This is a genomic window from Pandoraea oxalativorans (assembly GCF_000972785.3).
Classification (GTDB): Bacteria; Pseudomonadota; Gammaproteobacteria; order Burkholderiales; family Burkholderiaceae; genus Pandoraea; species Pandoraea oxalativorans.
The window spans coordinates 223,781-245,147 of record NZ_CP011253.3; the positions used below are offsets into that span (position 1 = coordinate 223,781).

The window sequence follows — 21,367 nt, forward strand, 5'->3', positions numbered from 1 at the left end:
CCCGAATGCAACCGTTAGTCCGTTCCGCATGAATACCTTGACCCTCAAGCCCGGCAAAGAGAAGTCCTTGCTGCGCCGTCATCCCTGGATTTACGCCACCGCCGTGGCGCGCGTGGACGGCAACCCGGCCTCCGGTGCCACGGTTGTGGTGCGGGCCGCCGATGGCCGTTTCCTCGCGCGCGCCGCGTTCAGCCCGGTGTCGGCCATCCGCGCCCGCGTGTGGACGTTCAACGAAAACGAGCCGGTCGATCACGCGTTCTTCAAGCGTCGCGTCTCGGCGGCGCTGGCGTACCGCGAAGAGATGGTGCACGACACGGGCGCGACGCGTCTGCTCTTCGGTGAGGCCGACGGCCTGCCGGGGCTGATCGTCGACCGTTATCGGTCCGCGCCGGGTCAGCCGGAGACCGATCAGCTCGTCTGCCAGTTCATGGCGGCGGGTGTCGAAGCCTGGAAGGACGCCATTACCAAGGCGCTCGTAGGGGCGACCGGCTGCCCGAACGTCTATGAGCGTTCCGATGCGGCGGTACGCGAGCGTGAAGGGCTGCCGAGCATCACCGGCGTGCTGGCCGGGGCCGAGCCGCCCGAAGCGCCGGCGTTGCTGACGACGCATGAAAACGGCGTGAAGTATTACGTCGACGTGCGCAACGGACACAAGACCGGCTTCTACGTCGACCAGCGCGACAACCGTCGGCTCGTTCAGCAACAGGCCCGGGGCCGCGACGTGCTGAACTGCTTCTGCTACACCGGCGGCTTCTCGCTGGCGGCGCTGGCAGGGGGGGCGCAGAGCGTGCTGTCGATCGATTCGTCAGGCGAGGCGCTGGCGATCGGCGCGCGCAACGTCGAACTGAACGGTTTCGACGCCGCCCGTGCCGAGTGGCGCGATGCGGACGTCTTCAAGACGTTGCGCGCCCTGCGCGAGGAAGGCCGTACGTTCGACATGATCGTGCTCGACCCGCCGAAGTTCGCGCCGTCGGCCCATCACGTGGACCGCGCTGCGCGGGCGTACAAGGACATCAACATGGCGGGCTTCCGGCTGCTGCGTCCGGGCGGCCAGTTGCTCACCTACTCGTGCTCAGGCGCCATCGATGCCGATCTGTTCCAGAAGATCGTGGCCGGTGCGGCCGTCGATGCCGGTGTCGACGCACGTATCCTGCGCCGCCTGTCGGCGGGCATGGATCACCCGATGCTCACGCAATTCCCCGAAGGCGAATACCTCAAGGGACTTTGGTTGCAGCGTATGTAAGTGTTTGCTTTCTTGGTGTGGGCCGCTCACAGGGCATCAGCCCAGCGTCAGACCGACCACACCCAGGGCGATCAGTACGGCACCGCCCACGCGGCGGTGCATCTCTCCCTCTCCCAGCACCCGCACGCCGAGCAGCGCAGCGACCATCATCGACATCTCCCGTGCCGGGGCGACGTGCGAGACGGGCGCGTATTTGAGCGCGGTCAGGATCAGGAAGTAGGAGATCGGCGAAATCGTTGAAATGATCAGGATCTTGCGCCAGTTGGCCTGCCACAGCACGGCGATGCGGGCCGGACGCGAGAATGCCGTGGGCGCGGACAACACGACCCGCAGCACGTTTTCCAGGTAGTAATAGACGAGCGGCGCGAGCATCAGGGTGCGGATGGCGTAGGCATCCGCCAGCGTATACGCCGCAATGAATCCGCCCGTGAGCACCCCCCAGCCCGCGCCCGCGTGCATGCTGCCGCGCCGGAACAGGCGTTCGCCACCGGCAATCACGAGCACGCCGCACACGACCAGCGCAATGCCCACGAGCGCGAGCCAGCCCGGGCGTTCGCCGAGCAGCACGATGGCGCCGAGGGACGACAGTAACGGACCGGTGCCGCGTGCGAGCGGGTAGACGACCGAGAGATCGCCCACACGGTAGCCGCGCTGCAAGACAAGCGTGTACCCGAAATGCAACAGGGCGCTGACGGCGATGACACCCCAGCCGAGCGCTGACGGCCAACTGGCTTGTCCTGCAAGGAAATACAGCGCCAGCGGCGTGTAGATCACCACGGTCAGCAAGGCGTAGAGGAAGACCAGTTGCGGGCCACCGCCTTCGCGCGTATCGATGCGCTTGGCGACGAAATTCCAGGTGGCATGCAGAAATGCGGCGGTGACGACGAGGGCGAGGGCGGTGAGCGACATGACGAAGGGGGTTTTTGTGTCAATTGTATGACGCATTGCCCGTTCACTTCCCGTCACTTCGCCCCAATCTCACCCTGTTCCTCGGCTAATATCCCGCCTTTCCTGGCCCAAATGAGACAACCGCAGCGGCAACAGCGGGGCTATTCGAACCAATTTGCAACTCGGTTGCAGCGCTGACGGCGCTGTGCTTAAATCGATTCATGAGCCTTACTCAATTACAACCGTATCTGGAAGCGGCCCGTGCGAGCTTGCAGGAGCAATCGGGCCGCGTGACTTCGGGGCGTGTTCGTGTGCTGGCCTTGCTGCTCAAGGCAGGCCGCCCGCTTACGCATCAGGAAGTGCTGGCCGATCTGGCCACCGACGCCGATCCGCTCGACCGCGTGACGGCCTACCGTGTGCTCGACTGGCTGGTCGCGCAGGGCTGGGCGATCAAGCAGGCGGGCGACGACCGCATCTTCCGCTTCGTCATGGCCGAGCACGTCGATCCCGAGCGTGCGAGCGCGCCGCGTCCGCATACGCAGCACGGACATTTCCGCTGCGTACGCTGCCACCGAACGTTTTGCCTTGACGATTGGCCTCAGCATCCCCAATTGAGTGAGCGCGAACTCAAGCGCTTGCCCAAGGGCTTCGTGGGCGAACAGGTCGAGCTGCTGATTCATGGCACCTGCGCCCAATGCGCGGGCGCCACCAACTGACGCGGCACACGCCGCCGCCGGTGCATCCCGATGCGCCGCATCATCACAGGACATTGCATTCATGACTCCCGTCACCATCCTGACCGGCTTTCTCGGCAGCGGTAAAACCACGCTGCTCAAGCGCATCCTGACCGAGGCGCACGGCATGAAGATCGCCGTCATCGAAAACGAATTCGGTGAAGAGAACATCGACAACGACATCCTCGTGCAAGACAACGCCGAGCAGATCGTGCAGATGAGCAACGGCTGCATCTGCTGCACGATCCGTGGCGATCTGGTGCAGGCGCTGTCCGATCTGAACAGCCAGCGCGACGCCGGTTCGATCCAGTTCGATCGCGTCGTCATCGAGACGACCGGCCTGGCGAACCCCGGCCCGGTGGCGCAGACCTTCTTCATCGACGACGAAGTGGCCGACACCTACCGTCTGGACGCCATCATCACGCTGGTCGACGCCAAACACGGCCAGCAGCAGCTCGATCAGCACGAAGTGGTGCAGCGGCAGGTGGGCTTCGCCGATCGTCTGTTCATCACCAAGGCCGATCTGGTGACGCCGGACGCCCTCGACGATCTCAAGCACCGTCTCGCACACATGAACCCGCGTGCGCCGCAGCAGGTGGTGGACTTCGGTCAGGCCGATCTGGAGCAGATCTTCGACATCCACGGTTTCAACCTGAACGACAAGCTCGACATCGATCCGGACTTCCTGGCCGCCGACGAGCATGCACACGATCACGACCACGGCCATGACCACGATCATTCGCACTGCGACCACGACCACGGGAAGTGCGACCACGAAGGTCACGACCACGGGCACGCTCACCACCACCATCACGCGCATCACGACGATGCTATCAAGTCGTTCGTCTTCCGCAGCGAAAAACAATTCGATCCGGCCAAGCTGGAGGATTTCCTCGGGAGCATCCTACAGGTGTACGGCGAACGCTTATTGCGTTATAAAGGCGTATTAAACATGCGCGGTATCGACCGTCGGGTCGTGTTCCAGGGCGTTCACCAGATGATGGGTAGCGACGTGGGCACGAAGTGGCAACCCGGCGAGACGCCGAACACCAAGATGGTGTTCATTGGCGCGGAACTGCCGAAAGACATCATCCTGCAAGGGCTGGAACGCTGTCTGGTCTGAGCGGAATCGCCGAATCCGGTGACGGGAAAGCCCTTAATCGGGACTGTCGAACGATTCGGTTACAATACCTGCCCACTGGGACCGCCGCCAGCGAATCGTCGCGGCATTCCGGGGGGTAGGCAGGGGAGCACCGTCATGGCCACCGCCTCTCGCAAGACTGCCACCGCACGCCCCACGCGCCGGTCAGAACCGGCACTGGACGCGGGCGCCAAGCGTGCTCCAGCAGGCAAATCGAAGACGGGCGACGAGGCCGCCGCCAAGAAGAAGGCGCCGCCCAAATCGCCCGGCAGGAAAGTAACCCAAGAAGCCGCCCGCGGCATTGCCGGTAAGCAAGACGTGCCACCCGCTACAGGGGCATCGCCGGATCATCCGAAAGAGACGCCACAGAAACCCATGAGCAAGCAACGACTTTTGACCGAGGCCGAAATTCTGAAGATGTCCGACAAGGACTACATGAATGCGGCTCAACTCGAATTCTTCAAGAATCGTCTGGAAGAGCTGCAAGCCGAAATTCTGCGTAACGCCGGTCAGACGACCGAAAACCTGCGGGAAACCGTGGTGGTTCCGGATCCGGCCGACCGCGCGACCATCGAAGAGGAACATGCGCTCGAGCTGCGTACGCGCGATCGCGAACGCAAGCTGCTGAAGAAGGTCCAGCAGTCGCTCGCCCGCATCGACTCGGGCGATTATGGCTGGTGCGAAGAAACCGGTGAGCCGATCGGCGTGCCGCGTCTGCTCGCCCGACCGACGGCCACGTTGTCGCTCGAAGCGCAAGAGCGTCGCGAACTGCGTCAGAAGCTGTTCGGCGACTGATCGTCGGCCAGCCGGCCCCCGGCAACCGCGCGGTGGCGGTGCCCGGTGGCCTCAGTCGATCAAAGGCATGTCTTCGCGACATGCCTTTTTTCTTGCGCGGCCGTCAACGCTGCGCCGTTATCCCGCATATCGCTCGCGGGTGACGTCACTTTATGGCAGAATTGCAACTCAGCTGCAATTCATGTCACTCATGCCTTCCATCGACTCCGACTCTCGCCCGTGGCGTGCGCGAAAGCGCATGCGCGTGGGTCGTGGCCGCAGCGGATGGATCGTCTGGCTCATCACCACACTGCTCTGCGTGCAGATGTGGGGCCTGCAACATGAGATTGCGCACGCACGCGAGTTGTCCGGCGTCGGGCAACCCACGTTGGGGCGCAGCGGCGCGCCAGCAGCAACGAACGTCGGCCAGGCGGACGTTGCGAATAGCGCGGACGATGGCGACACCGACGACGACGCCATCGCGGCCGACTGGTCCGCGCAATCGTCGCGCACGACGCACGCCGGTTTCGGCACCCACCACCATCATTGCCATCTCTTCGAAGGGGCGACGCTCGCGGCTGCGATGGCCGTGGCGGTCCTCCAGTGGGCAGGCGACGCCAGCGCGACGCACGCCCCGTTGCAGGTCAACGGGCGAAGCCATGCGAGCGCCGTCGTCCTGCCGTTCGACTCCCGCGCCCCGCCGGTCACGGTCTGAATCCCCGCGCATAGCCTTGTGAATCGCTCGTCTGTCTTCCCTTCACCCGTGGGGGATCGACGCGTTCGCATCGGCCTCGCGCGCATCCGACGAATTTCCATCGGTACGCACACCGTCACGCCGACGTGCGCCGCTGCTTGCGACGCGCCGCCTGTCGGTGGCCTCGCGTGCATTCGTCCCGATGCTGCGCCGATACACGGGGCTCCGGCCCCATCAGACCGAATACAAGCACAAGACCGATATGGCCATCTCTACCCTTCGCGTCGCGCGTCAACGCGCGACGACCTCGCTCGCCCTGACTTCAGACGTTGCGTGCGCAGCACACCGCCGCACGTCGCCCCGCCTCGCACCGCTACCGCTGGCGGCGGCGCTCACCTTCAGCGCGTTCGCCATCACCAGCCTGTCCGCTCAGGCAGCGGAAGTGTCGACGCAAACCCCGCCCGTCGCCGCAGCACCGGTTACGCCCTCGGGCGCGCCGGAAGCTGCGCTGCCCGTCACGTTCGTCACGGGCAATCCGCTTGGCCGCGCCGCCGCCGATCTCGCCGCCCCGCTCACGGAACTCGACGGCCGCGCGCTGGCGCTGCGCCGCGCCGCCACACTGGGCGAGACGCTGGACGGCCTGCCCGGCGTGTCGGCCACGTCGTATGGTCCGAACGTCAGCCGCCCGATCATTCGCGGACTCGACGGCGACCGCATTCGCGTGTTGCAAAACGGCACGGCCTCGCTCGACGCCTCGTCGCTCTCCTACGACCACGCCGTGGCGCAGGACCCGCTCTCCATCGAGCGCGTGGAAATCGTGCGCGGGCCGGCGGCGTTGCTCTATGGCGGTAACGCCGTCGGTGGCGTGGTCAACACCATCGACAACCGCATCCCCCGCGAAGCGCTCAACGGTATTTCCGGCGCGACGGACGTCAACTACGGCGGTGCGAACCGCGAGCGCGCAGGCGCAGCGCAGCTCGAATTCGGCAACGGCCAGTTCGCGTTCCACGTCGACGGCTTTGCGCGCAAGAGCGCCGACCTGCGCATTCCCGGGTTCGCCCGTTCGGCGCAGCAACGCGCACGCGACGACGAAGATACGAAGCAACCGTCGGGCACCCTGCCCAATAGCGACGGGCAGACCAGCGGCGCGGCCGCGGGCGCATCGTGGACGTGGGCCGACGGCTACGCCGGACTGTCGTACTCCGGTTACGACTCCGATTACGGGACGGTCGCCGAGGAAAACACGCGCATTCGTCTGCGTCAGCAACGACTCGCGCTGGCGAGCGAAGTGCGCAACCTGAGCGGCCCGTTCACGGCGTTCAAGTTCGACTTCGGCTACACCGACTACGAACACAAGGAAATCGAGAGCGGCGTGACGGGTACGACGTTCAAGAACCACGGCTACGAGGGACGCATCGAAGCGCGCCACGCAAAGATCGGGCCGCTCGAAGGCGCGCTCGGTGTGCAGTTCTCGCAGAACACCTTCTCCGCGCTCGGCGAAGAAGCGTTCGTGCCGAAGAGCGACACCACCAACGTGGCGCTGTTCGCGCTCGAAGAGTGGGCCGTCAATCAGGCCGTGAAGCTCTCGTTCGGCGCACGCATCGAGCATTCCAGCGTGAAGCCGAGTTCCGGCGGCAACGAGCGCTTCGAGAATCTGCCGTCGCGCAACTTCACGCCGGGCAGCGTCTCGGCTGGCGCAGTGTTCGCGCTGGCACCGGCATGGTCGGTGGCGGTGAACACGTCGTACACCGAGCGCGCGCCGACGTTCTACGAGTTGTACGCGAACGGCCCGCACCTCGCGACCGGCGTGTACGAGATCGGCGATGCGCAGGCGAAGATGGAAAAGGCCTTCTCCACCGACCTGGCGTTGCGCTACGAGAACGGTCCCAACAAGGGCAGCGTGGGCGTGTTCTACAGCCGCTTCTCGAACTTCATCGCGCTCAACAATACGGGCCAGACAGTGGAGGGCGAAGACAAGCCGCTGCCGGTGTATCAGTACGCCGGGGTGCCCGCCGAGCTTTACGGCTTCGAAGCACAGGGTCGTGCGCGCGTGTGGCAGGGCTACGGTGACGTCGACGTCGAACTGCGCGGCGATTACACCATTAGCCGCAATCGCGACACCGGCGAAGCGCTGCCGCGCATCGCGCCGTTGCGCCTGACGGCGGCGGTGATCTACGGACTGGGCCACTGGGGCGCACGTCTGGAACTGGTGCACGCGAGCAATCAGGGACGTGTCCCGTCCAACGATCTGACGACGAACGGCTACACCACGCTGGGCGCTGCGCTCACGTATCAGTTCAAGGCGGGCGGTGCGCAGTGGCTGGCCTATCTGAAGGGCGAGAACCTGACCAATCAGGAAGTGCGTCTTGCGAGTTCGGTGCTGCGCGACATTGCGCCGCAGGGCGGCCGTGCCGTTCGCGTGGGGTTGCGCACAACGTTCTAAGCGGCGTGACGCGCTCAGCGTCCCGCAAAATCGAGGCAATTTCCGAGAAATTGCTTCGTGGCTTCCGATTCGCGCGGTGCAATGCCGCGCGAAAATCGCGATCCATGCCGCTTCGCGCGGCATCGGCCTGTCGTCGACGGCACGTCTTGCGCGATGCCGTCGACGCCTCTTGATATTCTTTCGATTGCCCTAAACTACAGTCACGTCTCGCCCGGCAGGGCGCGTCGTCACCGATCCAACGGGTGCTCAGCGCTTGTGCAGCCGTGATCCGGCGGTGATGGACGCGACGTCCGGGCCAATCGTTACGGGGCGCATGTCGCCCCCCGAAAAGGAACAGGCATGGAGCAATATCACGGCACCACCATCGTCTCGGTTCGGCGCGGCGATCAGGTCGCGCTTGGCGGTGACGGACAGGTCACGCTCGGCAACATCGTGATGAAGGGCACGGCGCGCAAGGTCCGCACGATCTATGACGGCAAGGTCATGGTCGGTTTTGCGGGCGCCACCGCAGACGCCTTCTCGCTGCTCGACCGTTTCGAGGCGAAGCTCCAGAAGCATCAGGGGCACCTCACGCGCTCGGCGGTCGAACTCGCGAAGGACTGGCGTACCGATCGTATGCTGCGCCGCCTCGAAGCGATGATGATCGTCGCCGACGCGGAAACCACGCTGGTCATCACCGGTAACGGCGACGTGCTCGATCCGGAAGGCGGTGTGGCGGCCATCGGTTCGGGCGGTTCGTACGCACAGGCGGCAGCACGCGCGCTGGTCGAGAATACCGATCTGACGCCGGCCGAGATCGTCAAGAAGGCGCTGACGATCGCGGGCGAAATGTGCATCTACACCAACGGCAATCACATCATCGAATCGCTGCCGCCCAAGGCAGCGAAGTAACGACGGACGACGCGCGTGGCGCAGCAGGTGGACTCCTGCGGCACGTTCTGCCGGCCGGTGGCTGATCGTGGTATCGACAGCCGTCCGGCCGGGCGTCGCCCTCCTTGCGAACCCCTAATCTGGCGAACGTCATGACCCATATGACCCCCTCCGAGATCGTTTCGGAACTCGACAAACACATCATCGGCCAGCACAAGGCCAAGAAGGCTGTTGCGGTGGCGTTGCGCAACCGCTGGCGTCGTCAGCAGGTGGCCGATCCCCTGCGTCAGGAAATCACGCCGAAGAACATTCTGATGATCGGACCGACGGGCGTCGGCAAGACCGAAATTGCCCGTCGTCTGGCCAAACTCGCCGACGCGCCGTTCATCAAGGTCGAGGCCACCAAGTTCACCGAAGTCGGCTATGTGGGCCGCGACGTGGACAGCATCGTGCGCGACCTCGCGGAAATCGCGATCAAGCAAACGCGCGAAGCCGAAATGAAGAAGGTGCGCACCAAGGCCGAAGATCGCGCCGAGGACCGCATTCTCGATCTGCTGTTGCCGACGGGCCGCGAATCGTCGCGCGATATCCGTTTCGGTTCGGCGTCGGTGGAAGCCGAGCCGGGCGGCGAAGATAACGCTACGCGTCAGACCTTCCGCAAACGTCTGCGCGAAGGCGCGCTCGACGACAAGGAAATCGAACTCGAAGTCGAGATCCCGGTGCAGGGCATGGAAATCATGGGCCCGCCGGGCATGGAAGAAATGACCGAGCAGATCAAGGGCATGTTCGCGAATCTGGGCAACCAGAAGAAGAAGCGTCAGAAGCTCAAGATCAAGGATGCGCTCAAGATCCTGACCGACGAAGAAGCGTCGAAGATGCTCAACGACGAAGAGGTCAAGCAACTGGCGCTGCGTAACGTCGAGCAGAACGGCATTGTGTTCCTCGACGAGATCGACAAGATCGCCACGCGCAGCGAAGTGGGCGGTGGCGACGTCTCGCGTCAGGGCGTGCAGCGCGATCTGCTGCCGCTGGTCGAAGGCACGACCGTGAGCACGAAGTTCGGCATGATCAAGACGGACCACATTCTGTTCATTGCGAGCGGTGCGTTCCATCTGGCCAAGCCGAGCGATCTGATTCCGGAACTGCAAGGCCGCTTCCCGATCCGCGTCGAACTCGAATCGCTGTCGGTCGAAGACTTCGAGGCGATTCTTACGCAAACGGACGCGAGCCTCGTGAAGCAGTATCAGGCGTTGCTGGCGACCGAAGACGTGACGCTCGAATTCGCACCGGACGGTATCAAGCGCCTCGCGGAGATTGCGTTCTCGGTCAACGAGAAGACGGAGAACATCGGCGCCCGTCGTCTGTACACCGTCATCGAAAAGTTGCTCGAAGACATTTCGTACAGCGCAGGCAAGCAGTCCAACGAAGTGGTCACGATCAACACCGAGTATGTGAACCGCTTCCTGGAGGAAGTGGTGCAGAACGAAGATCTGTCGCGCTACGTGCTGTAAGCGTCGTCATCGCTGCACCATGAAAAAAAGGCCCCGCGGGGCCTTTTTTTCGTTGCTGCGTCCGGGCCTACTGCTTGACCGGTCGCTTGAGCAGTTTGCGCTGCAGCGTGCGTCGGTGCATGTTCAGTGCGCGGGCGGTCGCCGAGATGTTGCCGTTGTGCTCGGCGAGTACGCGCTGAATGTGTTCCCACTCCAGTCGCGCGACCGAAAGCGGCGACGGGTTTTCGAAGGCTTCGTCTGCCTGCGTTTCGCTTGCATCGCTGCGCAGCGACGCCAGGATCGTGTCGGCATTGGCTGGCTTGGCCAGATAGTTGTCTGCGCCGTCCTTCACTGCCTGCACGGCGGTGGCGATGCTCGCGTAACCGGTCAGCACCAGCATGCGGGCTTTCGGTTGCAGCGCGCGCAGTGGCGCGATGAGCGGCAGACCGGAGTCGTGACCGAGATGCAGGTCGACCGAGATGAGATCGAACTGACGCGTGCGCGCCGCGAGCAAGGCGGCGGCGCTGTCGCTGGCGATCTGCACGTCGTAGCCGCGGCGTGTCAGCGCGCGGGCGAGCGTTTCGGCGAAGACGACGTCGTCGTCGATAAGAAGGAAGTGGGAGGCGTTCATGTCTGACTCCGCGAACCGAAGAAGAAAGTGGCCATCGGCAGGCGCAATTCGGCGCGCGTGCCTTGCGGCGTGTTGGGGGTGAGGGTGATGTCGCCGCCGAGACGTTGTGCGCTGGCAAAGGCGAGATACAGCCCCATGCCGTGTCCGCCGTGCGTGCTCATGACAGGCGAGTTGCCCAGCCGGGTGCGCAGCTCGGCGGTCATGCCGGGGCCTTCGTCGCACACGGTGAAGCGTACGTCGTCGGGCGTGGCGGCCACATCGAGCGTGACCGACGACGGACTGAAGTACGCCGCGTTATCGAGCAGGATCGTCAGGATCTGTCCGACCTGCACGGTATCTTCGATGCGCGTGGTCAAGTCCGGCGGCACGTGCAACTGGAATTGCACCTGCGGATGGCGCAGGCGCCATTGCGTGGTGAACGCAGGCAACCATTCCGCCATCGCCTGGCGCACGGGGGCTGCCGCGCGCATCTGCACATGCCCGATCGCGCTCTTGCACAGCGCAATCTGTTGCTCAAGCGTTTGCAGATCGGGTTCGAACGACTTCAGTGCATCGTTGCCCAGACTCTCGCTGCGAAGCTCGCCGACGACCACGGCCATCGTCGAGAGCGGCGTGCCGAGTTCGTGTGCCACGCTTGCGGCCTGCGCGCCGAGCGCGGCCATCCGTTCGTCGCGCAACAGCCGCTGTTCGGCGCGGGCGAGTTGCGCGTCGCGGGCGCGAAGCGCGCGTGACATGCGCGAGACGAACCATGCGATCACCAGCACACTGACCACGAAATTCACCCACATTCCCGCGAGATGCAGACGCAGCAGATTGCCCGGATCGGCAAGATCGAGCGGCACGTACTGGAAGTTCAGCGCGCCGTAGGCGACGAGCGAGAGCAGCGCCAGTTGCGAGGCATTGCGCCACGGCAGCACGGCAGCGGCAATGGCCAGGCCGGGCAGGAACAGCGAGACGAAGGGATTGGTCGCGCCGCCGGAGAAGAACAGCAGCGCGGTGAGCGCGGCCAGATCGACCAGCAACTGGCTCATCAGATCGAGATCGGTGCGACGCTTGGCGCGCTCGACGCCGCGCCGGGCACGTATCCACGTGAGCACATTGAACAGCACTTCGAGCGCGACGATGGTGAGCATCGGCTCCAGCGGAAGTCGCACGCCTAACCAGAGTTGCGCGACGCCGATGGTCGCCAACTGGCCGACGATAGCCAGACAGCGCAGCCAGAAAAGCTGGACGACGTTCGTCCGCTCGATGGGAAAATGAGTCATACGACAAGTGTACCAAGTCCGGGTCACGCGCCATCGGGCGTTGCGAGGCGCTGCGACACTCTGCCGCATCGGTCTGAGGCTGGGTATTACACGGGCGGCACACGCTCTTGCCGACGCACGACTACAATGGTCGTTCACGATTTGCGCGACATCTCGCCGCGCAATGTCTTCATCCGAAAGACAGACATGGATTGGGATGGATCGGCGTTGGGCAGGGTTCTTCGACGCTCATCATTCGTCAGCCCGTCGACAACGAAAAGGAGTTTGCATGAAGCACAAGCTTTTAGTGGCGGCCGCATTCAGTCTTGGCATGGCGTCGGCGTCGGTCTTCGCGCAGTCGCAGGTGGACGTGTCCAACGCATGGGCGCGCGGCACCGTCCCGGGTCAGACGTCGTCAGCCGTCTACATGACGCTCCAGGCGCATCAGGCGACCACGCTGCTCAGCGTGAGCACCCCCGCCGCCGCGAACGCCGAGGTGCATGAAATGAAGCTCGAAGGCACGGTAATGAAGATGCGTGCGTTGCCCAAGGGACTGCCGCTGGAGGCGAATAAGCCGGTGGAACTCAAGCCGGGCAGCTATCACATCATGCTCACGGATCTGAAGGGGCCACTCAAGAAGGGCGACACCGTGCCGGTGACATTGAAGTTCGAGACGGCCGATCACAAGACGTCCGAGCAACTGGTGAAGGCCACCGTGCGTGACCTCACGGCGGCGGCGCCGGCCGGCGGCGGTATGGCGGGCATGGCGCACGGCGCGCACAGCCAGTAAGCGTCGAGCGGCCCTTTAGCCAGGCGTGTCCGGAACGGCGGCGGTGCCGTCGACCGGCACGCCAGCGGCGACGAGCGCCGCGCGCAGGCAGGCCGGGCAGAGGCAGGCCCCCACGCCCAGCCGAGCCGACGCGGGCAGGCGCGGCCAGTCGAGACACCAGCATTGCACCTCGCTACCTATGCCGCCGCCACTGCCCGTCTTGCCGCTTCCCAACGCCACCACCCCGCACGCCACGACCGCGCCGCACAGCGGGCAGCGCGACGGATCGACCGGCTCAACAGATATGTCGACGGTCATCGGCACCTCCGGTTGGCGCGATCCCGATCCCCTGCGTCGCCCGGCGATTTCCGTCCTGTGAGAGACGCGTCACTGCGCATGGCTGTCCGCCAGTTGTACAACTGCAACAGCACCGACGCTGTCATCGACCGGCCACCCGCGCCCGGGCGCGGCGCGCAAACCGGGGGCCTGATGGGGCAGAGAGGGGGCACGGTAAAAATCGGCCACTGACGGGCGTCCTTTAATAAGTGAAAGGGGTGATACGCACGAACGGCGCTGTGCCGCTGACGGGGCGAAAATTGCCGCTTTTGCGTTTGCGGACCGACCTGTGGGCAAGGGTAGCCACGGGCTTTGGCCGATGCAAGGGGCAGCCCCTTCCGAAACCCGTCAAACCCCCGCACGCCAAGGCGCCTTGGCTGTACAATTCGCCCTGTTTCCCGGTCCACCTGCTCCATTTGTGAGAAGAACCTTCCTGCCATGTCCGATCCGCAACTGAATTCCATCGACGACATCGCACCCGCTCTCAAGGCCGAAATTCTGGCTGAGGCGATGCCGTATATCCGCAAGTATCACGGGAAGACCGTGGTCATCAAATACGGCGGCAACGCCATGACCGAAGAGCGATTGAAGCGCGGTTTCGCGCGCGACGTCATTTTGCTCAAGCTCGTCGGCATCAATCCGGTGGTGGTGCACGGTGGTGGCCCGCAGATCGATCAGGCGCTCAAGAAGATCGGTAAGCAGGGCACGTTCATCCAGGGCATGCGCGTGACCGACGAAGAGACGATGGAAGTCGTCGAATGGGTGCTCGGCGGCGAAGTCCAGCAGGACATCGTCATGCTGATCAACGAGTACGGCGGCCAGGCGGTGGGTCTCACCGGCAAGGACGGCGGCCTGATCAACGCGCGCAAGATGCTGCTGCCGGATCGCGAGAACGCCGGTCAGTTCCTGGACATCGGCTACGTCGGTGAAGTGGACTCGATCAACCCGGCCGTCGTGCGCGCCCTTCAGGACGACGCCTTCATCCCGGTGATCTCGCCGATCGGCGTGGGCGAAGACGGTCAGGCGTACAACATCAACGCCGACCTCGTCGCGGGCAAGCTCGCCACGGTGCTCGGCGCCGAGAAGCTGGTGATGATGACCAACATCCCGGGCGTGATGGACAAGGACGGCAATCTGTTGACCGACCTGTCGGCTCGCGAGATCGACGACCTGTTCGCAGACGGCACGATCTCGGGCGGCATGCTGCCGAAGATCTCGTCGGCGCTCGACGCGGCGAAGAGCGGCGTGAAGTCGGTGCACATCGTCGACGGTCGCATCGAACACTCGGTGCTGCTGGAGATTCTGACGGAGCAGCCGTTCGGCACGATGATCCGCTCGCACTGAGCCGGACGTCATGACGACAACCTCGCAGGCGGCACGGGTATCGTGTGCTGGCCCGCGAGGTGCGACGACAGCGTCAGACTGAATCAAGCGGCGGACCCTGCGGGGTCCGCTTTGCATTTGTGCGGCGCGTTGCGAACGCTCGATCTCACGCTCAATCACATCCGTCCTCACGAGACACCATGTCGACACCTGCTTTCTTTTCCTGGAGCGGTGGCAAGGATTCCTGCCTTGCCCTGCATCACGCGATGTCGTGCGACACCGGCGGCGAACCGCATTACGACGTGCGGCGCCTGCTGGCGATGTTCGACGAGACGGGCGATAGCTCGCGCTCGCACGGTCTGCCGCGGGAGTTGATGCAGGCGCAGGCCGACGCGCTCGGCATCGCGCTCGACGTCGGGCTGGCGGGCTGGCGCGACTACGAAGCGACGTTCGTCGCGCGGTTGCAGGCGATGCGCGCGGACGGCGTCACGCATGGACTGTTCGGCGACATCGACCTTCAGCCGCATCGCGACTGGGAGGAAAAGGTGTGCGCGGCGGCGGGCATGACGGCGGTGTTGCCGCTCTGGCAGCGCGAACGTCTCACGCTCGCGCACGAGTTCATCTCGCTGGGATATCGCGCGGTGATCGTGTGTGTGGACGGGCGGTACCTCGGGCCGGAATTCGTCGGCCGCGAGTACGACGCGTCGCTATTGGCCGATCTGCCTGAAGGTGTCGACGCCTGCGGCGAGAACGGCGAGTTTCACACCTTCGCCTATGACGGCCCGCGCTTTGCGCAGCCGGTTTCGTGGCGCATCGAGCGCGTCGAGACGATTCATGGTCCCAAGGAGTACGGCGGCACGCCGTATCACCGCGCTCACATCGTCGGCGCTGGCGCTTGAGGGCGTTTGCACGTCACCCGGTGCGGCGATCACGCCGAGCACAGACGTCCCCTCAATCCGGTGCAGTCAGCTTCCGCAATTCGTCGAGCAGTTTGGCGGCGGGGCTCGGCAGAATGCCCTGACGTCGTCGGAAAGCGGTGAGCGTGCGCGTGGCGCGCACCGTGGCAATGGGCAGTGTGTCCATCACGCGCGCCTGCGCTTCGACGTCGTACATCGGCTCGGGCATCCACGTCAGAAAGCCGCATCGCGCGACCATGCTCTTGAGGACCGGCACGGAGCGCGTCTCCACGACGATGTTGGGCAACCCCAGGCCGTGCGCGGCGAACACGCTTTGCATATGCGCGTAGGGCGCGGTGCCGCGCGGCGGAATCGCCCAGCGCTCTTCCAGCGTGTCGGCCAGCGTGATCGTCTTTCGCTCGCGCAGCGGATGGTCGCACCGCGCGACCACATAACTGTCGTCTTGCCAGTGACAATCGGGCACAGCGACGATGTCGTCGGTATCCGGCGCGACAGTTGAGAGCGCCAGATCGATCTCGTGGCGCATGAGTCCCTGCGCCAGCCGATCCCAGACGCCCTCGATGATTTCCACGCGCAGATTCGGCCAGCGCGTGAGCACCCGGTCGACGGCGAGCGGCAGCACGTGACTCGCGATGGCGCCGACCGCACCGACCTTGATCGTGCCTTTGGCGAGGCCGCGCAACGCGTCGATCTCCTCGCGTGCATGTTCGGCTTCGCGCGCCAGGAGCATCGCGTGCGGCAGCAACGCCTGCCCGAACGCCGTCAGTTCCATCCCCTTGCTGTGACGCTCGAACAACGGTGCGCCCAGATCGGTTTCGAGTCGCTTGATGGTGCGGCTGAGCGCGGGCTGCGTGAGATGCAGTACCACAGCGGCGCGCCCCAGACTGCCGGTCGCGACGATGGTCGTGAAGGCGCGCAGTTGCTGAAGATTGAGGCTCATGGCGGACGACGGAACCCCCGGAGTTGAGATGAAACCGACCGAAAGCTGGCGCGATAGACCGGTAACGCAAAGTCATGCAAAAGCGTAATGACTTCGGCACGTAAAAGCAATTCCGGTGCATATATCGTCTGCCTATACTCGGGAAATCGCTCGTCAGATTGCGCGCCCAGTCACTCATGTGGGCGCGCTGCGAGCCACCACAAAAGCCATGCCTTCACGCTCGCGCGGCGACGGCAGCACGAGACAACCGAACCCATGAAAGACAGCCGAGAACTTCGCGCCGGTCAGCCCGCTGGCGTTTCCGACACACTCACCGTGCGCGAGGTCGTCATCGACCTGATGCGCCGCCACGGCATGACCAAGGTCTTCGCCAATCCGGGGTCGACGGAACTGCCGCTGTTCCGTGATTTCCCCGAGGACTTCGAGTACGTGCTGGGTTTGCAGGAGGCGGTCGTCGTCGGCATGGCAGACGGTTACGCACAGGCCACCGGCAACGCGGCGTTCATCAATCTGCATTCGGCCGCCGGTGTCGGCAACGCGATGGGCAACATCTTCACCGCGTACAAGAATCAGACACCGCTCATCGTGACGGCGGGGCAGCAAGCGCGCTCGATCTTGCCGTTCGATCCGTTCCTCGCGTCCGTGCGGGCGACCGAACTGCCGCAGCCGTATGTCAAATTCAGTCTGGAACCGGCACGCGCCGAAGATGTGCCGCTGGCGCTCGCCCGCGCCTATCACATCGCCATGCAGGAGCCGAAGGGGCCGGTGTTCGTATCGATTCCGGTGGACGACTGGGATCGCCCGGGCGAGGCGTTGCCGCCGCGTCAGGTGAGCACGCGGGTGCAGGCCGACCCGGTCGCGCTCGCGCAACTCGGGGCGGCGCTCGATGCCTGCGAGCGCCCGGCGTTCGTCGTCGGCTCGTCGATCGATCGCGTGGGAGCTTTCGACGCCGTGGTGGCACTCGCCGAGCGTCACAATGCGCGGGTCTTCACCGCGCCGATGTGCGCCCGCTGCGCGTTCCCGGAAGACCATCGTCTGTTCGCGGGTTTCCTGCCGCCGATGCGCGAGAAGATCGTCGGGCTGCTCGGGGGGCATGACCTGATTCTTGTGATCGGCGCACCCGCGTTTACCTATCACGTCGAAGGCGCTGGCCCGCATGTGCCGGACGGCGCATCGCTGTTCCAGCTGATCGAAGATCCGGGCGTTGCCGCGTGGACGCCGGTCGGTGCATCGGTTGTGGGCAACGTGCGTCTGGGCGTCGAAGCGCTGCTCGCGCGTGACGTGCCGAACGAGCGCACTGCGCCGCCAGTGCGCGCGGTGCCGCCCGTGGCCACGTCGAACGCACCTGGTGAGCCGATGACGACAGCCTTCGCGCTGCAAACGCTCGCGCAAGTGCGCAACGCACAGGACATCGTCGTGGAGGAAGCCCCGAGCGCGCGCTCCTTGATGCAGCACTACCTGCCGTTCACGCAGCCGGGCACGTTCTACACGATGAACAGCGGCGGCCTCGGCTACTCGATGCCAGCGGCCGTCGGCGTGGCGATGGCCCATCCGGGACGCCGCATCATCGGCCTGATCGGCGACGGCTCGGCGATGTACTCGATTCAGGCGCTGTGGAGCGCGGCGCAGGCGCGCCTGCCGATAACCTTCGTTATCCTGAACAATCGACGCTATGCCGCATTGCAGGATTTCGCGCCGTCGTTCGGTTTCGGTCCGAAAGACCCGGTGCAGGGCACCGACTTGCCCGATCTCGACTTCGTACGCATGGCCGAAGGCATGGGCTTGCGCGCGCAACGCGTGGAGCAGGGCAGCGAGTTGCGCGACGTCCTGTCGCATGCCATTGCCAGCGGCGAGACGCGTCTCGTCGAACTCGTGGTGGCATGATGCACGGCGATAGCGTGCCTGCCCGCGACGTCGTCGCGCGACCCACAACGAACTAAGGAGACGTCACACCATGTCCATCCAACAAGATCCGCAAGCCCCCACGATGCTGATCGCTGGCCAGCGCGTGAGCGCCAGCAACGGCGCAACGTTCGAGCGTCGCAATCCGCTCGACGGCCGGGTTGCATCGCGTGCCCCCGCAGCCACTGTCGAAGACGCCCGTGCTGCGGTGCGTGCCGCGTGGGACGTGTTCCCCGCGTGGTCGAACACCGGTCCGGGCGAGCGTCGCGCGCTGTTGATGAAGGCCGCCGACCAGCTCGAGGCGAAGGTCGAACAATTCCAGGCTGCGATGGCGGCGGAGACGGGGGCGTCCGGTCTGTGGGCGGGCTTCAACGTCCATCTCGCCGCACAAGGCCTGCGTGAAGCCGCTGCGATGACGACCCAGATCGCGGGCGAGATCATTCCGTCGGATGTACCGGGCAGTCTCGCAATGGGCGTGCGTCAGGCCGCAGGCGTGGTGCTGGGCATCGCACCGTGGAACGCGCCGGTCATTCTCGGCGAACGCGCGCTGGCGCTGCCGCTCGCTTGCGGCAACACCGTCGTGTTCAAGGGCTCGGAATTGTGCCCGGCTACGCACGGCCTGATTGCCGACGCGCTGGATGAAGCCGGTTTGCCGCCGGGCGTCGTGAACTTCATCACCAACGCACCGAAGGACGCGGGCGCTATCGTCGAAGCGCTGATTGCAGAACCGGCCGTGCGCCGCGTGAACTTCACCGGCTCCACGCGCGTGGGACGCATCATCGCGGGGCTTTGCGCCGAACACCTCAAACCGGCCGTGCTTGAGCTGGGCGGCAAAGCGCCGTGCCTCGTGCTGGACGATGCCGATCTCGATGACGCAGTGAACGGCGTGGCGTTTGGTGCGTTCGCCAACTCGGGCCAGATCTGCATGTCGACGGAGCGCATCGTCGTGGCCGAATCGATTGCCGACGCGTTCGTCGACAAGCTCGCCGCCAAGGCACGCTCGCTGCCGCTCGGCGATCCGCGCAAAGGCCCGGTCGTACTCGGTTCGGTCATCGATATGGCCACGGTCGAGCGGTGCAACGCGCTGATCGACGACGCCCTCGCCAAGGGGGCGAAACTGCTGTGCGGTGGCCGCGCCGAGACCACGCTCATGCCCGCGACGTTGCTCGACCACGTCACGCCGGACATGGCGATCTACGCGCAAGAGTCGTTCGGCCCGGTCAAAGGCATCGTTCGCGTGAAGGACGACGAAGCCGCCATCGCCTGCGCCAACGACAACGCGTATGGCCTGTCGTCTGCCGTGTTTAGCCGCGACATTGCGCGCGCGATGGGCGTGGCCAAACGCATCGAGTCGGGCATCTGCCATATCAATGGCCCCACCGTGCACGACGAAGCGCAGATGCCGTTCGGCGGCGTGAAGTCGAGCGGCTGGGGACGCTTCGGCGGCAAAGCAGGCGTTCACGAATTCACCGAACTGCGCTGGATGACGGTGCAGACCACCCCGCGTCATTACCCGTTCTGACGTCACATCACCATACCGCCGCAGCCGGGAGACCGGAATAGACGGCCGGAGGAGACAACCGTGTCACAACCGTTTGAAACCGCCCCTGCGGGGGCGAGCGCTGCATCCGCCGCATCCGGTCAGCCGCATGCGACCGATGCTTCGGCCGCACCGGCTGCTGCCGCCCCGAACTTCGGTCGCGTGGTCGCGGCGAGTTGCTTCGGCACCGCGATCGAGTGGTACGACTTTTTCGTCTACGGCTTTCTCGCCCCCATCGTGTTCGACCGGCTGTTCTTCCCGCAGCTCGACGCGATGACGGGCATGATCGCCGTGTTCGCCACCTTCGCCGTCGGCTTCCTCGCGCGGCCCATCGGCGGCATCGTCTTCGGTCACTTCGGCGATCGCATCGGACGCAAGTCGATCCTGTTGTTCACGCTGATTCTGATGGGCGTGGCGACTACGCTCATCGGCCTGCTGCCCACCTACGCGATGGTCGGCATGTGGGCGCCCATCATGCTCGTCACGCTGCGCTTTATTCAGGGCTTCGCGCTCGGCGGCGAGTCCGTGGGCGGGCTGCTGATGACGGTCGAGGGCGCGCCTGCGCACTTGCGAGGTCTCTTCGGCGGGCTGATTCAGGCGGCAGGGCCGACGTCGATTGTCGGCGCGTCGCTCGCCATCGTGCTCATCACCCGTCTGCCGGAAGAGGACTTGCTGTCATGGGGCTGGCGTCTGCCGTTCCTCGTGAGTCTGCTGCTGGTGGCGCTTGGCACCTACGTGCGTCTGAAGGTCGAGGAGTCGCCCACGTTCAAGGCGGCGGAGCAGCATCGCGATATCGCGAAGGTGCCGGTGGCCGAGGTGCTCACGCATTACTGGCGCCCGACGCTCGTCACGTTCTTCATCTGTCTGGCCGAGACGAGCTTCTTCTATCTGGTCGCGATCTTCTCGCTCTCGTACGGCACGAAAACGCTCGGCCTGCCGCGCAACGTGATGGCCGACGGCGTGCTGTACGCCAACATCCTCGCCATGCTCACGATTCCCGCGTTCGGCATGCTGTCGGACAAACTCGGACGCCGTCCGATGTTCCTGATGGGGCTCGCGGCCACGGCGCTCTTCATCTATCCGTTCTTCCTGATGATGGGCAGCAAGGAGACGGCACTTGTCGTGTGCGCCATCGTGATCGGCGCGGGCATCATCCACCCGATGATGTTCGGCCCGGAAGGCAGCTTCTTCTCGGAGCTGTTCGATACGCGCGTGCGCTTCTCGGGCGTGTCGCTCGGCAAGCAGATCGGGACGGCGATGGGCGGGGGGCTCGCGCCGATGATCGCCGCAAGCCTGCTGGCATGGAGTCACGGCGAGATCTGGCCCGTGATCGTCTACTTCCTGGTGCTCGCGGCCATGGCGCTGATCTCGACGGTGCTCGTGCGCGAGACGCGGCATCGGGTGATGTAATGCACATCGGACGTCGATGAAAACAAACAGCCCCGCTCGGATGAAGACGCGGGGCTGTTCGTTTTTTACAGGACGACT

At 64.8% G+C, this 21,367-nt stretch carries 19 protein-coding genes; 14 read left to right on the forward strand and 5 right to left on the reverse strand.

The window, feature by feature from the left end; all coding sequences use genetic code 11:
- Nucleotides 1-28 precede the first annotated feature (28 nt).
- Nucleotides 29-1,243 carry a class I SAM-dependent rRNA methyltransferase gene (locus tag MB84_RS00960; RefSeq protein WP_046290397.1) on the forward strand — a complete coding sequence of 405 codons (1,215 nt, stop codon included), beginning with the start codon at nt 29-31 and terminating at the stop codon, nt 1,241-1,243.
- A gap of 36 nt (nt 1,244-1,279) precedes the next feature.
- On the opposite strand, the gene MB84_RS00965 is transcribed toward MB84_RS00960, so the two are convergent.
- Entirely contained in the window at nt 1,280-2,188 is a 909-nt protein-coding gene (locus tag MB84_RS00965; RefSeq protein WP_245725457.1) for a DMT family transporter, read from the reverse strand.
- A 164-nt stretch (nt 2,189-2,352) separates the two neighbouring features.
- Here MB84_RS00965 and MB84_RS00970 point away from each other — a divergent pair, with 164 nt between their 5' ends.
- The 7 genes from MB84_RS00970 to hslU all read left to right on the forward strand — a co-directional run bounded on the left by MB84_RS00970 (nt 2,353) and on the right by hslU (nt 10,298).
- A complete protein-coding gene (locus MB84_RS00970; RefSeq protein ID WP_046290399.1) occupies nt 2,353-2,847 on the forward strand; it encodes a Fur family transcriptional regulator in 495 nt (164 codons plus the stop codon).
- Between the two features lie 61 nt (nt 2,848-2,908).
- Complete coding sequence (locus MB84_RS00975) at nt 2,909-3,988, forward strand: CobW family GTP-binding protein (protein ID WP_046290400.1); 1,080 nt, start codon at nt 2,909-2,911, stop codon at nt 3,986-3,988.
- Nucleotides 3,989-4,381: 393 nt separating this feature from the next.
- The gene (gene dksA / locus MB84_RS00980) at nt 4,382-4,801 is read left to right on the forward strand and encodes an RNA polymerase-binding protein DksA (RefSeq protein WP_039401961.1); all 420 of its coding nucleotides are present in this window, start codon (nt 4,382-4,384) and stop codon (nt 4,799-4,801) included.
- Between the two features lie 181 nt (nt 4,802-4,982).
- On the forward strand, nt 4,983-5,495 hold the full coding sequence (locus MB84_RS00985) for a hypothetical protein (RefSeq protein WP_157122606.1): 513 nt from the start codon (nt 4,983-4,985) through the stop codon (nt 5,493-5,495).
- Nucleotides 5,496-5,736: 241 nt separating this feature from the next.
- Nucleotides 5,737-7,917, forward strand: a complete 2,181-nt coding sequence (locus MB84_RS00990; protein ID WP_084009979.1) for a TonB-dependent receptor — start codon at nt 5,737-5,739, stop codon at nt 7,915-7,917.
- 339 nt (nt 7,918-8,256) lie between these two features.
- Nucleotides 8,257-8,808 carry an ATP-dependent protease subunit HslV gene (gene hslV / locus MB84_RS00995; RefSeq protein WP_046290402.1) on the forward strand — a complete coding sequence of 184 codons (552 nt, stop codon included), beginning with the start codon at nt 8,257-8,259 and terminating at the stop codon, nt 8,806-8,808.
- A 131-nt stretch (nt 8,809-8,939) separates the two neighbouring features.
- Entirely contained in the window at nt 8,940-10,298 is a 1,359-nt protein-coding gene (gene hslU / locus MB84_RS01000; protein WP_046290403.1) for an ATP-dependent protease ATPase subunit HslU, read from the forward strand.
- 67 nt (nt 10,299-10,365) lie between these two features.
- Here hslU and MB84_RS01005 read toward each other — a convergent pair whose 3' ends face one another.
- Both MB84_RS01005 and MB84_RS01010 read right to left on the reverse strand, forming a co-directional pair.
- Complete coding sequence (locus MB84_RS01005; RefSeq protein WP_046290404.1) at nt 10,366-10,908, reverse strand: response regulator transcription factor; 543 nt, start codon at nt 10,906-10,908, stop codon at nt 10,366-10,368.
- Nucleotides 10,905-12,173: an ATP-binding protein gene (locus MB84_RS01010; protein ID WP_046290405.1), complete on the reverse strand. Its 1,269-nt coding sequence runs from the start codon at nt 12,171-12,173 to the stop codon at nt 10,905-10,907. Before MB84_RS01010 ends, MB84_RS01005 begins: the two co-directional genes overlap by 4 nt.
- 268 nt (nt 12,174-12,441) lie before the next feature.
- Here MB84_RS01010 and MB84_RS01015 point away from each other — a divergent pair, with 268 nt between their 5' ends.
- Nucleotides 12,442-12,942, forward strand: a complete 501-nt coding sequence (locus tag MB84_RS01015; RefSeq protein WP_046290406.1) for a copper chaperone PCu(A)C — start codon at nt 12,442-12,444, stop codon at nt 12,940-12,942.
- A 15-nt stretch (nt 12,943-12,957) separates the two neighbouring features.
- Here the strand turns inward: MB84_RS01015 and MB84_RS01020 are convergent, their stop codons facing one another.
- Entirely contained in the window at nt 12,958-13,239 is a 282-nt protein-coding gene (locus MB84_RS01020) for a cysteine-rich CWC family protein (RefSeq protein ID WP_052652837.1), read from the reverse strand.
- Between the two features lie 456 nt (nt 13,240-13,695).
- Here MB84_RS01020 and argB point away from each other — a divergent pair, with 456 nt between their 5' ends.
- Nucleotides 13,696-14,601, forward strand: a complete 906-nt coding sequence (argB, locus tag MB84_RS01025) for an acetylglutamate kinase (protein WP_046290407.1) — start codon at nt 13,696-13,698, stop codon at nt 14,599-14,601.
- Nucleotides 14,602-14,780: 179 nt separating this feature from the next.
- Nucleotides 14,781-15,479, forward strand: coding sequence for a Dph6-related ATP pyrophosphatase (locus MB84_RS01030; RefSeq protein WP_046290408.1), 699 nt, complete (start codon nt 14,781-14,783; stop codon nt 15,477-15,479).
- Between the two features lie 52 nt (nt 15,480-15,531).
- Here the strand turns inward: MB84_RS01030 and MB84_RS01035 are convergent, their stop codons facing one another.
- Nucleotides 15,532-16,437, reverse strand: coding sequence for a LysR family transcriptional regulator (locus MB84_RS01035; RefSeq protein WP_046290409.1), 906 nt, complete (start codon nt 16,435-16,437; stop codon nt 15,532-15,534).
- Nucleotides 16,438-16,692: 255 nt separating this feature from the next.
- On the opposite strand from MB84_RS01035, the gene mdlC reads away from it, so the two are divergent.
- From mdlC to MB84_RS01050, 3 genes are all read left to right on the forward strand, one after another.
- Complete coding sequence (gene mdlC, locus MB84_RS01040; protein ID WP_046290410.1) at nt 16,693-18,321, forward strand: benzoylformate decarboxylase; 1,629 nt, start codon at nt 16,693-16,695, stop codon at nt 18,319-18,321.
- Between the two features lie 70 nt (nt 18,322-18,391).
- Complete coding sequence (locus MB84_RS01045; protein WP_046290411.1) at nt 18,392-19,861, forward strand: aldehyde dehydrogenase; 1,470 nt, start codon at nt 18,392-18,394, stop codon at nt 19,859-19,861.
- A gap of 60 nt (nt 19,862-19,921) precedes the next feature.
- Entirely contained in the window at nt 19,922-21,289 is a 1,368-nt protein-coding gene (locus MB84_RS01050; RefSeq protein ID WP_046290412.1) for an MFS transporter, read from the forward strand.
- Nucleotides 21,290-21,367: the final 78 nt, after the last annotated feature.

What these genes read in the sequence shown, in the direction of transcription:
- hslV (WP_046290402.1), top strand. Translation starts at nt 8,257, where the DNA reads ATGGAGCAATATCACGGCACCACCATCGTCTCGGTTCGGCGCGGCGAT.
- argB (WP_046290407.1), top strand. Translation starts at nt 13,696, where the DNA reads ATGTCCGATCCGCAACTGAATTCCATCGACGACATCGCACCCGCTCTC.
- MB84_RS00965 (WP_245725457.1), bottom strand. Translation starts at nt 2,188, where the DNA reads ATGCGTCATACAATTGACACAAAAACCCCCTTCGTCATGTCGCTCACC.
- MB84_RS01045 (WP_046290411.1), top strand. Translation starts at nt 18,392, where the DNA reads ATGTCCATCCAACAAGATCCGCAAGCCCCCACGATGCTGATCGCTGGC.
- MB84_RS00990 (WP_084009979.1), top strand. Translation starts at nt 5,737, where the DNA reads ATGGCCATCTCTACCCTTCGCGTCGCGCGTCAACGCGCGACGACCTCG.
- dksA (WP_039401961.1), top strand. Translation starts at nt 4,382, where the DNA reads ATGAGCAAGCAACGACTTTTGACCGAGGCCGAAATTCTGAAGATGTCC.
- MB84_RS00975 (WP_046290400.1), top strand. Translation starts at nt 2,909, where the DNA reads ATGACTCCCGTCACCATCCTGACCGGCTTTCTCGGCAGCGGTAAAACC.
- MB84_RS01020 (WP_052652837.1), bottom strand. Translation starts at nt 13,239, where the DNA reads ATGACCGTCGACATATCTGTTGAGCCGGTCGATCCGTCGCGCTGCCCG.
- MB84_RS01005 (WP_046290404.1), bottom strand. Translation starts at nt 10,908, where the DNA reads ATGAACGCCTCCCACTTCCTTCTTATCGACGACGACGTCGTCTTCGCC.
- MB84_RS01035 (WP_046290409.1), bottom strand. Translation starts at nt 16,437, where the DNA reads ATGAGCCTCAATCTTCAGCAACTGCGCGCCTTCACGACCATCGTCGCG.
- MB84_RS00960 (WP_046290397.1), top strand. Translation starts at nt 29, where the DNA reads ATGAATACCTTGACCCTCAAGCCCGGCAAAGAGAAGTCCTTGCTGCGC.
- MB84_RS00970 (WP_046290399.1), top strand. Translation starts at nt 2,353, where the DNA reads ATGAGCCTTACTCAATTACAACCGTATCTGGAAGCGGCCCGTGCGAGC.
- hslU (WP_046290403.1), top strand. Translation starts at nt 8,940, where the DNA reads ATGACCCATATGACCCCCTCCGAGATCGTTTCGGAACTCGACAAACAC.
- MB84_RS01030 (WP_046290408.1), top strand. Translation starts at nt 14,781, where the DNA reads ATGTCGACACCTGCTTTCTTTTCCTGGAGCGGTGGCAAGGATTCCTGC.
- MB84_RS01010 (WP_046290405.1), bottom strand. Translation starts at nt 12,173, where the DNA reads ATGACTCATTTTCCCATCGAGCGGACGAACGTCGTCCAGCTTTTCTGG.
- MB84_RS01015 (WP_046290406.1), top strand. Translation starts at nt 12,442, where the DNA reads ATGAAGCACAAGCTTTTAGTGGCGGCCGCATTCAGTCTTGGCATGGCG.
- MB84_RS00985 (WP_157122606.1), top strand. Translation starts at nt 4,983, where the DNA reads ATGTCACTCATGCCTTCCATCGACTCCGACTCTCGCCCGTGGCGTGCG.
- mdlC (WP_046290410.1), top strand. Translation starts at nt 16,693, where the DNA reads ATGAAAGACAGCCGAGAACTTCGCGCCGGTCAGCCCGCTGGCGTTTCC.